Source organism: Dyella japonica, assembly GCF_040545895.1.
Lineage (GTDB): Bacteria > Pseudomonadota > Gammaproteobacteria > Xanthomonadales > Rhodanobacteraceae > Dyella > Dyella japonica_D.
In genome coordinates, this window is record NZ_JBEPMU010000002.1 from 426,937 (window position 1) to 442,474 (window position 15,538).

Here is a 15,538-nt window from a genome sequence, read left to right on the forward strand (position 1 = left end):
GTATCGCCTTCCCGCCAAAACTCGAGCGAATAATGATTGACGTACGACCCCATCTGGTCCGGTGACGAATAGCACACTTGAATGGCTCCGCTTGAGTCCCGGAACCAGTATTCGATGTTCCCGCTCGGCATGAGGGGGTGGCGTTCCCTGGCCGCTATAGCGCGCAGTTCCGCTGCGTCCGAGGGCTCTTGCCTCAGATAGGACCATCCGGAATGGCGCGCGAGACCGCATATGCCGTGGGGATCGATGCATCCCGTCAATCCAAGCCCAAGGGTGGTTAGGAAAACTCCGCGTCCCACGCGTGTCGATCTCAACACAGGTCCTCCCTTTCACCGGTCAGAATGAAATGGCGATGTGCGCCATGGGTCGATGGCGGACACCTGAAACGACTGTTCGCCCGCCGGCTGCATGCATTCACCACGGGCCGATGAATCGCCTCACTTGGCATTGTCTATATTCTTCTTATCCAAGGCATCGAACTCGTGCCACCACGTGTCGAACTTGTCTTTGTCTCCCACGTAGTGGCCATGGTGCACGATTTGAGACCGTCCGTTCTTGGTTGTCACGGCTCGAATGACAACCGCCGGATATGCTGGATGGCTTGGCTTTGTAAAGACGTACAGCGCGGGCTGGCTGGGATCATTGAACAGGTTGATGATGTAGTACTGATCCTGCTCGGTAAGAACAGCACCTGGCCTGTGTGCCAGCTCGTCAAAATAAGACGTCCATTGCTCAAATGTGATCCTGTCATTGGAAAACCTCCATTCGAGGTCCTGAGCGTGCGTGCTTACGATGATGCCTAGCGCCAGGAATAGAGCAAAAAAGCCAAACGCATAACGCCCCCAAAAGTTATCTACGGTCAGCCAAAGCGCCGCGTTGCCTTCGCGGGTCATCGTGTCCGTTATGCATCGCAAACGGACCTCTCCTGACTGGCTATTCTTCGCGCTTCGATGGCACTGCATCTTCGCCGAAATGCATTTCGATGGCTGTCCGCACCAGGCCAGGATAAGCAAACCAATATTGGCGTCTCTCGCGATCGGCCACAAAAGCCGCACCAAGGTCGTGGATGGCCAAACGGCGCTCGAAACCCGACCGCGGAGCTCGATCAAAGCTGAGCAAGGCCCGCCTATATCGGGTCATAAGGCGTTTGAAGTCGCCAACGCGGGTGATTCCAAGCGCCCGCAGTTCTGTTGCCAATTCATCAAACGAACCGTCGCCGTAATCGTTCCTTTGCGGAAACAGGCCCGACATGACTCGGTGTATCAATGCTCCGGTCAGGGGTCGCTCGTAGACAACTCGCCTTGCTGGTACGCGGTTCTCCATTGCCCCTCCCTGGATCGGTCCGCTCCGGGTCGGAAGCGGACACTTCGCTCAATGCCGAATACTAAGCTTTCCCGCCAACGACCCTAAGTACATTGAGCGCCTGAGCATCCATAAACATGAAGCAGAGCCCGAAGCGCACCTTCGCGCCAATTCAAACAGAGCGACCAGGGCACATCCAGGAATCAGCCCGCGTTCCCATTACCGCACGTTTGCTTCGGCTCGGATATACCCACTCAACGCCTGATTCAAGCCGCGCCGGAAACCCGCCGCAGCTTGAATGAATTGTTGCGCCACGCAGCCCGCCCCTTTCAAGACTCGGGATCGAACATGATCTCGCGAACCTCCTGCGCGCAACGGCAGGCAACGGCGATCCGGGCAGCCCACCTGTGCGCCTCTTCGCGAGAGGAAACCTCAATGATCGAGAACCCGCCGATAACGGCCTTAGTCTCCTGCACCGGGCCGGCTGTCACAGTCCCGTCTGTCGCAACAATGGTCGATTGCTGGCGCTCCAGACCGCAGCCGAAGATCCAGACTCCCGCGTCCTTTGCATCACGAAGCACCTCATGGGCTGCCTCGCCCACCGATGGCAAATCCTCGGCAGGGATATGGTCCATCGAGCCGTCGTCAAACGAAATCAAGTACCGTTGAATCGCAACCTTGATGTCAGTGGCCATAAGAATCCCTATGCAGGTCGGACCAGGCTGCCAGCCGCAGTGACTAGCTTGGCTTGGTCCTACCTATCAGACGAACGACGGTGCACGGGATCGACATGGCGCGCATAGGTCACGTCTGGCTGAGGTTTTCTTCGGATCGAAAACGGATCGCCTTCCTTCGCCGGGCTAATCTTCCGAATGATCGTAAACGTCCAAGCCGAGCTCAATGCCTCGTTCGCCCAAAGCGAGCAGATGTGCGGGTGACACAGACAGCCCATTGTTGCCGGAATTCATGAACAACCCTACGAACAAGTCGATTCGACACGTCTCCCTGATCGTGGCCCAAGCACGCATGTCGCTTGTCAGCTTGCCAAGTAGTTCATCGATCTGCCCCGATAAATCTTCGGGCTCCATCCTTGTAGCCTGAAGGCGCCAGAGGCCGGTGCGTGCAACGCGCACCGTTCCAGTCCTCGGGCCGACGATATGCTGGCCCAGGCGCTCGGTAGCAGATGCTTCGCAGCCCAACAACTTGGAGACGTCCTCGGGAATAAGAGTGTGGCCAGAGATGCGAAGTGTTGCTTGCGAATATCCAAACGACCCCACGCTTCTATCCTCGTTGCCGATCTCGATACACCATCCGGAATGGACGCCGCGGCGTCCGCTTTGGGCCGCAACCGGACGCCTTCGGAACGCCTTCAACCTGCCGCAATCCTACCTAGCCGCTGGCATTGGCGCGACCGCTGGCGGGCGTCGCTATTACCCTCCTCTGATCATCACCTGTTGACTGCAGGATGAAGACGCCTAGCCATACGAGCCATACGGACTGGGCGGTAAAAAGGATCTGCATTCCGCGAAGATGGAGAACCAGCCACCCCGTCAGCAGTCCGAGCAGACTCGCGCCTGCCAGCATAAATCCGGCGGTGCCAACCCATCGGCTCGCACCGCGAAACCTAATCATGTCCATTGAAAGCAGGGCAAAGGCAGCTGATAGCGCCAGTTCACCCGCCACGATCAGCACCTGGTTGAGCGACATCGAGTAGCGGATCAAATGATCCATGATCACCAGATTGGGGTCGCCCTCATGGGGATAGGAGGCGACCCGGGCAACAATAAAGCCATCAATGATCGCCGCACCAAGGACACCAATGGTGCCCACTATGAGCATGATTGCTGCGGCACGCGGCAATGGATTCGCCAAATTGCGCGATCCCATCCATGTCAGAAGCGCGTAGAGAATGCCGCATTGGGCCGCAATTAGTAGCCCGTGAACAAGGGCAGCAAATCCCACGACGGCGGCGAGCTGATGAGCTGCCTCATGCACGTCATGGGCCGCGACGGTTGGATGGTGTGCCAGCACCAAGAGCGAAAGCACGGGCAGAACGACCAAAATGAAGCCGGCGGTACGAAGCCCTTTGATGGGCACTGCTTCCGTTTGCATCATCGACATGCCGAAGACCCTCGTTTTTGGACCGAGGAGACGTTAGCGGTATAGCGCCGTGCGTTGCCGGACGAAATCCCGATTTTGTCCAGTTGCCATGCCGGCGCAGTCGAACGCAGTATGCATCTATTCGATATGCCGGCCTGATATCCGAGGACGCCAGATGGATCAACGAGTTGATCGTAGCCGTACTGCGCTCAAGCAAGCCCTATTTAAGCTCCTTCGGACTCGCACGTACACAAGCGTCACCGTAGAAGAAATCGCTCAATGCGCGGGTGTTTCCCGGTCAACATTCTATGTTCACTTCAAGGACAAGGACGCGCTGTTGAGTGAGAGCGCCTCGAAGATGACCGGCTTGATGAGTCAGTTAGCGCTTGAGATCGTGCCTGAAGAATCACTGATCATGGCGCTGGATCACTTTATTTGGGCAGGTGACGCAGCGCTGGCCCTGATGACATCAGAAGCCCGGGCCATCATCGCCGCCACCTTGGCATCGCAGATCCATTCTCACCTGCGCGCGCGAGGACTCCATCGACAAGGTCGGCTCCTGGTTCCAAGCCCTGTACTTAGCGCCATGCTAGCGGACGCCATCTTGGCGGGGGTTCGCATGTGGATGACCTCCTCGAAACGTCTTAAGCCAGCCGATTTCGCAAATGCATTGGCACGTCAGGTAGGCGGCATGGTTAAAGCATCTTTCGCAGGAATGGTGAATCAGGGTGAGTAGCCAGACCGATGTCTGCTTTGGGTTGCGACTTCAGCCGGGAGACGCAACGCCATGCAGCAATCCCCGACCCGATCAGATCGGGTCGTCGATCGACTTCGCGAGCGCCGTGAAAAGCTTCGGTCCGGTGTCGGTCATGTGCCAGCAGTCTTCCAGGCGGATGCCGAATTCGCCGGGAATGTAGATGCCCGGTTCGTCGGAAAAACACATGCCCGCGGCCAGCGGCGTGGCGTCGCCGTGGACGAGATAGGGCGATTCGTGGCCGTCGAGGCCGATGCCGTGGCCGGTGCGATGGGGAAGACCGGGCAGCTTGTAGCCGGGGCCCCAGCCTTCCTTTTCGTAGTAGGCGCGCACGGCATCGTCGATGGCGCCCACGGGCGTGCCCAGCTTGGCGGTGGCCAACGCGATCTCCTGGCCTCGCTTCACGGTGTCCCAGACCTTCCGCTGCTTCGCGGTCGGCTGGCCCATCACCCAGGTGCGCGAGATGTCCGATTGATAGCCATGCACCGCGCAGCCCACGTCCATCAGGATGACCGAACCCTCGTGCAGGGTCTGCGGTTGATGCGAGCCGTGCGGATAGGCACTGGCCTCGTTGATCAGCACGAGAGCGAACTCCGGCGCACCGCCCAGGGCCACGGTGGCAGCATTCATCATGTCGGCGATCTCGCTGGGGCGCATGCCGGCGCGAACGTTGCCATGCACGTAGCGCAGCGCCGCCAGGGTGACGTCATTGGCGGTTTGCATCAGCGCAAGTTCGGCCGGCGTCTTGATCAGCCGAACCGCTTTCACCAGGGCGTCACCGGAAACGACGTGATACGCACCCGCGCTTGCATCGCGCACGCCGTCGACGATGAACAGGCGCGTGGTGGATTCGAAGGCAATCGCGCCGGACGTCACGCCACGGTCGCGAAGCGTGCCCACCAGGAGGGCGAACGGATTCTCGTGTTCGTTCCACGGCCGCACATCGTCGCCCACCGCCAGGGTCTCGCGGATCGAGGGCTCTTCGAAGGCTGGCGTGACGACGACGATGTCGCCCCGGGCCGGGATCACGGCGGCCGTCGTACGCTCCGAGCGATGCCACTGGATGCCGGTGAAGTAGTCCAGGCTCGAACCCGACTCCAGGATCAGGGCGCCGATCTTCTGTTCCACCATCAGCTTCTGCAGCTTGGCGATTCGCGCCCGGCGCTCCTCCACCGAAATCGGCTTGGCGCCAGTGGTCATGGAGGTCAGCCCGGCGAGCCCGGAAGGCGCAGCGGGTGCAGCAGGCAGCGCATGCGCCGACCGGCCGGCCAACGCAAAGGCGGTGGACGCAGCAGCCGTGGTGGCTACCACTCCGGTGAGAAAGTCGCGACGACGCATGGAGACTCCGGGCCGATGGTGAAGGTGCTTCGCAGTATGCCGCCGGAGTCGCCAATGCGACTACTGCCCATCCTGGTGCCGAATGGCGCTTGCAGCATCGCTCGGGCCATGCCCTGCACGCCATGAAGAAGTCGCTCTCGATGAGGCATGGCGCGAATCACTGGTCGGGCGCCTGTACGGCATAGCCATTGGCCTGCAGTGCACCCAGGTAGCCATCGGGCGCAAGCAGTTCGTGTATCGGCAGTACCGCGAAGGTCTGCTTGTTCTTGTCGATCGCCTGCTCGGCACTGTCGATCCAGCTTTTCCTCACGCGGCTTTCGATGTCGTTGATGCCAAGCGCCATGGCGAACTGCGAACCGTCAAGCGTCGACAGGCAGGAATCCTGCTGGACTTGCGACAGGATGGATCGCAGCGCGCCAATGTCTCCGGTGGCCCACGCATTGGCCCGCACCGTCGCCTGCACGAGCCCGTGATCGAGTGCATCCAGCACTTGGCTCAGGCAGTACTGATCGTTCATCGACGCGTTGCTCAATGAGCGCACCGCTTCGCGTGGATCCTTCAGCAACAGCTGATACGACGTGTTGACGCTTGCGATGCCGTCGTGAACCGCGGCCCGGTAAACGATCTTCTCCAGGCCGTCATCGTCAACCAAACCGGCGTGCCCGAGGGCAGCCTCATAGAGTTCGCGTCCCGCCACAATGGGCCGCATGCGTTCCACGCGATCGTCGTCGCCAAGATACCTGGCCTTCAACACCCGCCAGTGTTGATAAAGCGCCGGCGTCAGCACGTCCTGCAAGGTCTGCTGATTGGGGTTTGTTTCAAGCTCCCGGGCCGAGGGCATCATCGAGCTGCGATAGAAGCTTGTGCGTACGCCGATCTCCAGGCTTGGCAGCTTCAACACCGCTTGCGATGAGGCGATTCGGCTTTCAACCTCCGCGGATTTCCACTGCATGTTCTTCGGCAGCGGCGAAGCAAGGCCAAGCACCCACATCACATGATTGCCTTTGCTCACTTTCCAGAGGGCAGGCCCAGGCAGGACGCCAGTCACGACCACTGGCGCGAGCGTGGGTACCACTGCCGACTGCGCGTACGCCGCGCCATTCGAACAGGCTGCCAACGCCACCGCGCCCAAAAGGCCGAGGTAGGTTCGCCTTCGATTCGCCCGCCGAAAGAAACCACGTTCCTTGAGCAGCATGGCCATTCCTCTGCGCGGGCACCATGCCCGCTACGGTAGGCATGAACGCGCAGACCACCTTCTTTACGGCCAGACGCGGTCCTTCGCTCATGCCTCACCAGCGACACTAGCCCGTCCCGGGACGGCGGGCAATCTTGCATTAGACTGCCTCGAACATGGTGCTTGGGGCTCTCATGATCCGCAAACAAGTCGTGCTTGCCGCCGATCTCGCGGGCACCGTGGTCTTTGCGATCGAGGGCGCCAACGCCGCGATAAGCGCCGGGCTGGATTTGCTCGGCGTCGTCGTACTGTCCTTCATCGTGGCACTCGGCGGCGGCATGGTGCGCGACCTGTTGATCGGCGCGACGCCACCCATTGCGATCAGCGACTGGCGCTATCCGGTGCTCGCCTTCACTTCAGGGCTGGTGACGTTTCTCCTTCACACGCAGATCGCCGCGCTGCCGGCGTCGTTGCTGACCACGCTCGATGCCGCCGGTCTCGCACTGTTCGCGGTAGCCGGTGCCGAGAAAGCACTCGACTTCCGGATCAGCCCGTTCATCGCGACGCTCATGGGCGCGATCACCGGCTGCGGTGGCGGCGTGCTGCGCGACGTCCTGCTCGTGCGCGTGCCGATGGTGCTGGTGGCGAACATCTACGCAAGCGCAGCATTGCTGGGCGCGGCCGTGGTCGTTATCGGCAGGCGGTTCGGCTATCCGCCTGCCTTAGCCGCTGTGCTCGGCGGCCTGGTGTGTTTTGTGTTGCGGGTGGCGGCCGTCTACTACAACTGGCAGTTGCCGAAAATTGCCTGACAACGACGCCCCTCCCGCTATCGCTCGACGCGGCGAGGTAGAAAAACCAGCGCCAGGCACACCACCAGGCCGGCCAGGACGAGATAGACGAACCAGTCCCCCCAGCGCCCATAAGGCGTGGATGTTGCACGAAGCGGAAGATCGCCCACGAGCTCCGCATCCCGGTTCTCACTGGATGCTTCCGCCACCACCCGGCCACGATCATCGCTTAGGGTAAGGCGACCGTTGCGAGCGGCACGCGCGACGGCAAAGCCGCCCTCCACGCCACGCATGATCGCCATGCGGCTATGGAGCCAACCATCCACCGTGAAGTCCGATGCGGGAACCAGCAGCAACTGTGCGCGACGCAACGCATAGGCGCGTGCGGTGTCGTGAAAATCCATGTCCTTGCAGTACCCGTGGCGATGGTGGCCAGCGGCAAGCGGTGCTCGCCGTGGTCGACGAGAGCACCGAAGATCATGCCAAGAAGAAATTCGAGCAAGATGGGGGCGAAGACATAGTCCAGTGGAATGGACATGCCAAGGCCACCGAAAGTGGCGTGACGCACGCGACAAGCGCGAACCAGATGGACAAGCCCATGAACACCTTTCGCCCGTAGATCAGGATGCTCAGTGTGGTCACGGCGTAGAAATAGACCTCGAAGGCCAGCGTCCAGGCCGCGGAAACACGAAAGTTCGGGATGCTGTTGATCAGCAGGAGAAGTTCGAACGCCGGCTTTTTCGATACCGACGCCGGAAGCGTCGCCCAGATCATGATGAGTGCCGCCACCCCAAAAACGATCCAGTAAAGCGGATAGATGTGGAGGATCCTCTTCATGGCGAACGCAAAGGCTGCCCGAGCGTGGCCCACGGCAACCACCCGCGCAGCCGAATGCCCTGCTACGTGATAGATGATGAATCCGGAAATCACGAAGAAGATGTCGACGCCGGATAGACCGATTGTAGTCACCCAGGGCTTCGCCCGGTACGTGCGCATCGGTGCGATGTCCCAGAACAAGTGGCTGCAGAAAACCATCAGCGCAGCAACGGCACGCAATCCCTGGATGTTCCGGTAGCGCATGCTTCCGTCCTCCGTTCAGCGGCGTTTTCATCAAAGCTGCGGCAGATGAATTCCTTGACGCCTCGGTCACAGCATCCGCTTCGCCACGCCGTCACGGTTGATCACCACATGCTTCAGCACGGCGCCCAGATGAAGGGCAAGAAGGCCCGCAAGTGCGAAAGCGAGATCGACATGAATGGTCCCGAACAGCACGCGTAGCGACTCGCTGGGTGCAAAAAGATTGGGCCAATTCCACAGGCCAAAAAAGTTGACGGCATGTTTTCCCGTGACGCGATGCGCGTATCCAGAAAGCGGCAGCACCAGCATCGCCAGATAAAGCAGCCCATGGACACCGTGTGCCATCCGCCCTTGCCAGCGCGGAATGCTGGCAGGCAACGGCGGCGGTCGATGGCTCTTGCGCCAGATAATCCGCGCAACGGCCAGCCAGAGCACCAAGGCACCGATCGACCCATGCCAAAACAGGATGCCATTCCATTCCGGTGACGTATGCGCGTAGCCGGGGAAACGCTCCATGCGCAGGCCGATGACAAAGTTCGTCAGTATGAACAGCGCCACCAGCCAGTGCAGAACTTTGGCGGTGCGCGTGTAGCTTACGGTGATACGAGTGGGAACCAGCATGGGTGTAGGGACCTTGTTGAATGGACTCGGCGCCAGGCCCTTCGAGCCGAGGCGCTATCCACATAACCGTTCCACCGTCCGTTTTATTCCGATGAACCCCGACGAGCCCTTCGGAGCCCGCTGCCCCCTGGCGGAATCAGGCGCCCAAGGCCGGTGAGGCGCCTCAATGCGACAGCCACGGGTGGCGCGTCGCGCGCAGCCCTTCTTCCCATTAAAAAGGCCATGAGAAATCATGGCCTTTTCGTCTATCACACGCGCCCAAAGGCCTATGTGGCTTATTGAATCTTGCCCAGCAGATTTTCCGGAGCAAGCAACTGCAGGATGAGCCATCCGGAGAACGCATGGTCACCGACCCGATCATTGACAGGGGCCTCGTTGAGCAAAGCCTGCTTGGCTCCCGCAGCGAAAGTCTCGGGAACCTCGGTGAGCAACGGCCTTAGCCAGATGATCGTTCGGCAATCGGGCGGCACCTCGTCCGTGACAACGGAAGAGAAGGCAGACGCAATATCAATCGAGGTCGCTTGCTGGGGATTACCCAACTTTTTCCATGTGGCCCTGATTAGGCGGGAAAGATCCGTTTTGGTGTCCTGAGCAATCATGCGACGCGACGCGTCCACACTCGGCCTCAGTCCACCGGTTTGCTTGATCCACTGGTCGAGAATGTTCGTCCAAGCGGCGTAACATCGCTGTTGGCTGTCGAAATAGTCGAACGGAAGAGATGTGGCACGCGCATGGGAGCTATCGGACGACGCGCATCCAGCACAAAGAACGAGCGCCGCGACGAGGAAAACAGAGGCACATTTCACGGCTTTTCTCCCGGCAATGACGACGCCTTCCACGCCAGTACGCGGGAAACTAAGCAACGTCGACGGCGTTCTTCATTAAGCACCTCTTGGCGCCTTCTGAGCGGTGATGTTGGGTCGACAAACGCATCGGCTTCCGATTGTGCTGGCGTTGCCTTCGTCATCAATCCCCCGTTGGTTCATGCCCGCCAGAAAAGATATCTCCATGCCACCTGCCGCACCTGAAGTCGCATTAAAAAAAGGCCATGAAGTTCATGGCCTTTTGGTCAAGCACAACGATGTAGTCAACGGCGAACTTAGAACGGAATATCGTCGTCGTCGAAGCTGTTGTTCTGCGCGGGCGGTGCGGACTGGCGCTGCTGGTTGCCGTAGTTGTCGCCACCGCGCGAGCCGCCGCCGAAGTTGTCGCCGCCGCGTGCCTGGCCACCACCACCGCCGCCGTAGCCGCCCTGGCGCTGCTGGCCGCCACCGCCGCCCTGCGCGCGCTGGAAGTTGCCGCCGCCACCGCCGCCCGCGCCGCCTTCGGAACCGCCGCCGAGCATCTGCATTTCAGCGGCGATGATGTCGGTGCTGAAGCGCTCCACGCCGTCCTTGTCGGTGTACTTGTCGGTGCGCAGCGAACCTTCGATATACACCTGGCGACCCTTCTTCAGGTATTCGCCGGCGATTTCAGCGAGGCGGCCGAACAGCTTCACGCGATGCCACTCGGTGCGTTCCTGCTTTTCGCCGCTCTGCTTGTCGGTCCAGTTCTCGGAGGTCGCGATGCGGATGCTGGTAATGGCGGTGCCATTGCCGGTGTAGCGGGTTTCCGGATCGGCGCCGAGATTGCCGACGATGATGACTTTGTTGACGCCACGTGCCATGGATGGGATGTCCTCTGTGAGCCGGTGCTGCGTTCTTGGGCAGTCAGCACCGGGATGTTGAACCGGCAGCCATCATAACCGTGCCCCGGCGGTGGGCAACAGAATTGACGTGCGCCGGGGAACCGTGAATCTGGACCGCCTTCGGCCCGTCCCGGCGTGCGGGAGGGACGAAAAAACGTCCGGGAATCAGACCACTAAACCCTCTCACGGGTTGAGACACGCAGGCCGGCTGGCTCAGGCGGCGCTGATGAAGCGGTAGCCGACGCCGGGCTCGGTCTTGAGCCAGCGGGGCGTGGTGGGGTCGTCGCCCAGCTTCTGGCGCAGCTTACCCACCACGATGCGCAGGTAGTGGCTGTCGTGGGTATGGGTGGCGCCCCAGATCTCGCGCAGCAGCTGCTGCTGGGTCACCACGCGGCCCGCATGACGCAGGAGCAGCGCGAGCACCGCATATTCCTTGCGTGTGAGCGAGAGCTGCGCGCCATCCAGCCACACTTCGCGGCGGCCGAGGTCGACGACCAGCTGACCGTCGTCGTAGCGCTGCATGGCTTCCGGCTCGCCCTGGCGATTGCGCAACAGCGCACGCAGGCGCGCCATCAGCTCCTGGATACCGAAGGGCTTGGTGACGTAATCGTTCGCGCCTGCGTCCAGCGCCTTCACCTTTTCGCTTTCCGCATCACGCACGGACAGCATGATCACGGGCACGTGCGTCCACTGGCGCAACTCGGAGAGCACCTCGTGCCCTTCGCGGTCAGGCAGGCCGATGTCGAGGATCACCAGATCGGGCGAGCGCGTGGCGGCCAGCGCCAGGCCTTCGGCCGCATTCGCCGCGAGCAATACCTCGTAGCCCTCGGCGCGCAGGCCGATATCGAGGAACTTGCGTATCTGTGCCTCGTCGTCGATGACCAGGACACGTGCGGCGGAGGTCATGCGTGGTTCGCGGGCGGCGCCGGGAGCGGCAAGGTGATGCGAATGGTGGTGCCAACGCCGTCGCCCGGCAAGGCCTCCACGCTGCCGCCGTGCGCGCCGATCATGCCGCGGCAGATGGCCAGGCCCAGGCCGGTGCCTTGCGGCGCGCGGTCGCCGCGCGAGACGGAATAGAACATGTCGAAGATGCGTGCGCGCTCGTCTTCCGGAATACCCGGACCGCGATCGATCACATCGATCTGCACCTGCTCGCCCTTGGGACGCACCACCACGCGCACGGGTTGTCCCTGCGGCGAGAAGCGAGCGGCGTTCTCCAGGATGTTGAACAAGGCCTGCTCGATCAATGCCGGATGCACGTAGAGCAACAAGGTTTGCGGCGGCAGCACGATGTCGACCTTGAGGTCGGGAAACAGCTTGCGCAGGCGCGTGGTGGCCGCCGCCACGATCTCGGCGGCATCGGTCCAGTCGCGATTGAGCTTGAGCGTGCCGTGGCCCAGGCGCGTCATGTCGAGCAGGTTCTGGATGTAGCGATCCAGCCGCTGCCCCTCGCCGAGGATGGCTTCGAGCAGCTCGCGGCGTTCTTCCGGTGGCAGCTGGTCGCCGTAGCTGGAGAGCGTGCCCGCGGAACCGATCATCGAAGCCAGCGGCGAACGCAAATCGTGCGATACCGAGGAGAGCAGCGCGTTGCGCAGCCGCTCGGTTTCGCCCTGCACGCGCGCACCTTCCAGTTCCTCGGCCAAACGCGCACGCTGCAGCGCCTGGCCGATGTCCTGCACCATGGTCAGCGCGAGGCTGCGCTCGTCGGTGGAGGGCTCGCCCTGCCCGGCCGGGAAACGCAGTGCGGCCACGCCAAGATGATTTTCGTCGCTACCCAGCGGGAGCACCCAACATGGTGCGGCGTTGAGTGTGTCGGTGTAGCGGCCGGCCTGCTCGGCGTGCTTTTCGCTCCACTCGGCGGCACCCAGATCCTGCGACGTCAGATCGAAATCGCGCGGCGACGCGGCCACCACGCGCAGCACCTGGCTCGCATCGCGCGCCAGCACTGCCACTTCGCAACGCAGCACATGCGCGAGTGCGGCCGCACCCACGCGGCGAATGCCCTCGGCATCCGTGCTGGTGGATAGTCGCTGCCCCAACGCCAACAAGGCACGCGCCTGCGCGTGCGCCATGCGCAGCGATTCCACCTGGCTGGCCAGCTTGGTGGCGAGCCGGCTGGCGACCAACGCCGCGACCAGGAACAGGCTCACCGCCAGCACGTCGTCGACGTTGGCGATCATCAACGTGTAGCGCGGCGGCGCGAAGAAAAAGTTGTAGCCGAGGAAACACAGCACCGCCGTGTAGACGGCCACCGCCATGCGCGTTCTCACTGCCACCACCAGCACGGCGGTGAGGAAGATCAGCGAGAGATTGGCGACGGATAGATACCGATCCGCGATGAACGACAGACCGAACGCCACCAGCGTGGCCAGCGTCGCGTAGATATATTCGCCGCGACGTCCGGTGCCGCCAGGCATGCGCAGGCGCAGCCGCGACTTCGCCCGCTCCGCGGGAGTGGCGATGATGGTGAGCTCAAGGTGCGCGCCACGCCGCAGCAACAACTGCGTCAGCGAACGACCGAGCATGCGTGCCAGCGGTCGCTCGCGCGTACGGCCGAGGATGATCTGGCCGATGCCTTCGCGATCCGCATGCGCGATGAGCTCATCGGCAATGGCATGGCCGCGCAACACCACGGCGTCGCCGCCGAGACGACGCGCCAGCCGCATGGCCGCGTCCAGCCGCTCGCTGCGCGCCTTGTCCAGCGTCACGCCGGTATCGACGAAGGCCACGCTCCATGGCGCGCCGCGCCGCTCGGCGATGCGCCGCGCAATGCGCACCAGGTATTCGCTTTGCGAATGCCCATCGATGGCGGCGAGCACGCGACGACGCACCGGCATGGCGCCACCGCGCGCCAGCATGTGCTCGCGCAGGTCGCTGTCCACGTGGCCGGCCACGGTGTCCACGGCCAGCTCGCGCAACGCAACGAGATTGGTCGGCGAGAAGAAGGCATCGAGCGCGGCGGCAGCCGTCTCGGGCACGTAGACCTTGCCCTGTTTCAGGCGCTGGATCAGTTCGCGCGGCGGAAGATCGACCAGCACGATGTCGCGGGCGCGATCGAGAAAAGCGTCGGGCACCGTTTCGCGCACGGTGACATTGGTGATGCGCCGCACCTGGTCATTGAGGCTCTCCAAATGCTGCACGTTGAGCGCGGTATAGACCTCAATGCCCGCCTCGAGCAGTTCGGCGATATCCTGCCATCGTCGCTCGTGCCGCCCGCCCGGCAGATTGGTGTGCGCCAGTTCGTCGACCAGGATGATGTCCGGGCGACGCGCAAGCGCCGCATCGAGATCGAACTCGGTGAAGTCGCGGCCCTTGTAGTTCACCTTGCGGCGCGGCAGCTGCTCCAGCCCGTCGAGTAGCGCAGCGGTTTCCTGCCGCCCATGCGTCTCCACCAGACCGATCACCACGTCGATGCCCTGCCGCTTCAGTTCACGCGCGGCCGAGAGCATGGCAAACGTCTTGCCCACACCCGGCGCGGCACCGAGAAATATTTTCAAGCGACGCGTGCGCTCTTCCTGCATTGAATCGAGCAAGGCATCGGCACGTGCTTCGCGGGATGGTTCGGACATGGGTGTGGTTGGGGATGTGGTGGGATTAGGGTAGGACTTAGGTCTCAATGCGGATAGTGCACAAGCAGAAAATAGGTTGCGCCCTCGCGAGCACCCGCCCCTCAGCACCATGAAGGCGCTAATGCGACCGTGAAGGTGGCAATGCCCCAGTCCCCTCCCTGCAAGGGAGAGGGAGAAGTGACGTGCAACGCAAAAGGCGATGCAAAGCGAGCCTGCGCCTTAAGTCCTCAGCACCGCCTTACTCGCGATGTAACCATACCGTCGATTAGGGAGATCGTGTCGATCCGGGCTCCAAAACCTCCGGGCTCGTATACCGCAGTCAGCGTGGGTTCTTGAGGCCATTTTCTTTGGGTTACTTTCGACGCGAAGCTAGTCCCCGTGGGATCTTTTGGGCCAGCAAAAGAAAAGTGACTCGAGCGGCGGCAGCCGATCGAAACGCCCGCCGCCTAGGCGGCCTAGTCGCCGCATCGCGACAATCGCAGCGCGAAGTCACTGGATTCCTGCTTTCGCAGAAATGACGATCCAGTGAGGTCCGCGCCACGACGATGGACGCTACCGCCCATCAAGCGCCAGATTCAACTTGAGCACATTGACCCGCGGCTCACCCAACATCCCGAACTGCCGCTCCGTCGTCGCCATGCTCACCATCGCCTTCACCTGCGACTCGCTCAAGCCGCGCGCCTTCGCCACACGCCCTACCTGATAAGCCGCTGCGGCCGGCGAGATGTCCGGATCGAGACCGCTGCCCGACGCCGTCACCAGGTCCACCGGCACCGGTGCCACATTGCCCGGATCAGCCGCGTGCAATGCATCGATGCGCTGCTTCACCGCATCGGTGAGCGCCGGATTGGTCGGCCCGAGGTTCGAGCCCGACGACGACAACCCATTGTTGGGTTGCGGCGAAGTGGCCGAAGGACGACCCCAGAAATACTTGGGGTCGTCGAACGATTGACCGATCAGCGTGGAGCCGATCGGCTTGCCATCCCTGGCGATCAGGCTGCCGTTCGCCTGCGACGGGAACAGCACCTGGGACACGCCCGTGACAACCAGCGGGTAGGCCACGCCGGTGATCACGGTCATCAGGAGCAGCATCACGATGGCGCTGCGAATCAGCTTGCCCATGGGTTT

At 62.0% G+C, this 15,538-nt stretch carries 17 protein-coding genes; 2 read left to right on the top strand and 15 right to left on the bottom strand.

What is annotated here, in order from left to right; translation table 11 throughout:
- Positions 1-437: 437 nt before the first annotated feature.
- The 5 genes from ABIC75_RS08520 to ABIC75_RS08540 form a co-directional block, all read right to left on the bottom strand.
- The gene (locus tag ABIC75_RS08520) at positions 438-893 is read right to left on the bottom strand and encodes a hypothetical protein (RefSeq protein WP_354013413.1); all 456 of its coding nucleotides are present in this window, start codon (positions 891-893) and stop codon (positions 438-440) included.
- 40 nt (positions 894-933) lie between these two features.
- Entirely contained in the window at positions 934-1,251 is a 318-nt protein-coding gene (locus ABIC75_RS08525; RefSeq protein ID WP_354013414.1) for a hypothetical protein, read from the bottom strand.
- A 380-nt stretch (positions 1,252-1,631) separates the two neighbouring features.
- Positions 1,632-1,997, bottom strand: coding sequence for a YciI family protein (locus tag ABIC75_RS08530; RefSeq protein WP_354013415.1), 366 nt, complete (start codon positions 1,995-1,997; stop codon positions 1,632-1,634).
- 165 nt (positions 1,998-2,162) lie between these two features.
- Positions 2,163-2,579, bottom strand: a complete 417-nt coding sequence (locus tag ABIC75_RS08535) for a DUF4279 domain-containing protein (RefSeq protein ID WP_354013416.1) — start codon at positions 2,577-2,579, stop codon at positions 2,163-2,165.
- 112 nt (positions 2,580-2,691) lie between these two features.
- The gene (locus ABIC75_RS08540) at positions 2,692-3,423 is read right to left on the bottom strand and encodes a hypothetical protein (protein WP_354013417.1); all 732 of its coding nucleotides are present in this window, start codon (positions 3,421-3,423) and stop codon (positions 2,692-2,694) included.
- Between the two features lie 154 nt (positions 3,424-3,577).
- Between ABIC75_RS08540 and ABIC75_RS08545 the strand changes: the two genes are divergently transcribed.
- Positions 3,578-4,138, top strand: coding sequence for a TetR/AcrR family transcriptional regulator (locus ABIC75_RS08545; protein WP_354013418.1), 561 nt, complete (start codon positions 3,578-3,580; stop codon positions 4,136-4,138).
- Between the two features lie 72 nt (positions 4,139-4,210).
- On the opposite strand, the gene ABIC75_RS08550 is transcribed toward ABIC75_RS08545, so the two are convergent.
- Together ABIC75_RS08550 and ABIC75_RS08555 are read right to left on the bottom strand one after the other, a co-directional pair.
- The gene (locus ABIC75_RS08550; protein WP_354013419.1) at positions 4,211-5,494 is read right to left on the bottom strand and encodes a M24 family metallopeptidase; all 1,284 of its coding nucleotides are present in this window, start codon (positions 5,492-5,494) and stop codon (positions 4,211-4,213) included.
- A 157-nt stretch (positions 5,495-5,651) separates the two neighbouring features.
- The gene (locus ABIC75_RS08555) at positions 5,652-6,689 is read right to left on the bottom strand and encodes a TraB/GumN family protein (protein ID WP_354013420.1); all 1,038 of its coding nucleotides are present in this window, start codon (positions 6,687-6,689) and stop codon (positions 5,652-5,654) included.
- 173 nt (positions 6,690-6,862) lie between these two features.
- Between ABIC75_RS08555 and ABIC75_RS08560 the strand changes: the two genes are divergently transcribed.
- On the top strand, positions 6,863-7,477 hold the full coding sequence (locus tag ABIC75_RS08560) for a trimeric intracellular cation channel family protein (RefSeq protein ID WP_354013421.1): 615 nt from the start codon (positions 6,863-6,865) through the stop codon (positions 7,475-7,477).
- Positions 7,478-7,494: 17 nt separating this feature from the next.
- Here ABIC75_RS08560 and ABIC75_RS08565 read toward each other — a convergent pair whose 3' ends face one another.
- The 8 genes from ABIC75_RS08565 to kdpC form a co-directional block, all read right to left on the bottom strand.
- A complete protein-coding gene (locus ABIC75_RS08565; RefSeq protein ID WP_354013422.1) occupies positions 7,495-7,860 on the bottom strand; it encodes a hypothetical protein in 366 nt (121 codons plus the stop codon).
- A gap of 73 nt (positions 7,861-7,933) precedes the next feature.
- Complete coding sequence (locus ABIC75_RS08570) at positions 7,934-8,536, bottom strand: acyltransferase family protein (protein WP_354013423.1); 603 nt, start codon at positions 8,534-8,536, stop codon at positions 7,934-7,936.
- A 66-nt stretch (positions 8,537-8,602) separates the two neighbouring features.
- Complete coding sequence (locus ABIC75_RS08575) at positions 8,603-9,154, bottom strand: cytochrome b (protein WP_354013424.1); 552 nt, start codon at positions 9,152-9,154, stop codon at positions 8,603-8,605.
- 275 nt (positions 9,155-9,429) lie between these two features.
- Positions 9,430-9,993, bottom strand: coding sequence for a hypothetical protein (locus ABIC75_RS08580; RefSeq protein WP_354013425.1), 564 nt, complete (start codon positions 9,991-9,993; stop codon positions 9,430-9,432).
- Between the two features lie 260 nt (positions 9,994-10,253).
- Complete coding sequence (ssb, locus tag ABIC75_RS08585) at positions 10,254-10,820, bottom strand: single-stranded DNA-binding protein (RefSeq protein ID WP_354013426.1); 567 nt, start codon at positions 10,818-10,820, stop codon at positions 10,254-10,256.
- A 234-nt stretch (positions 10,821-11,054) separates the two neighbouring features.
- Positions 11,055-11,747 carry a response regulator transcription factor gene (locus ABIC75_RS08590; RefSeq protein ID WP_354013427.1) on the bottom strand — a complete coding sequence of 231 codons (693 nt, stop codon included), beginning with the start codon at positions 11,745-11,747 and terminating at the stop codon, positions 11,055-11,057.
- The gene (locus ABIC75_RS08595; protein WP_354013428.1) at positions 11,744-14,410 is read right to left on the bottom strand and encodes a sensor histidine kinase KdpD; all 2,667 of its coding nucleotides are present in this window, start codon (positions 14,408-14,410) and stop codon (positions 11,744-11,746) included. The genes ABIC75_RS08590 and ABIC75_RS08595 overlap by 4 nt, the downstream gene beginning before the upstream one ends.
- Before the next feature lie 552 nt (positions 14,411-14,962).
- A complete protein-coding gene (gene kdpC / locus ABIC75_RS08600; protein WP_354013429.1) occupies positions 14,963-15,532 on the bottom strand; it encodes a potassium-transporting ATPase subunit KdpC in 570 nt (189 codons plus the stop codon).
- Positions 15,533-15,538: the final 6 nt, after the last annotated feature.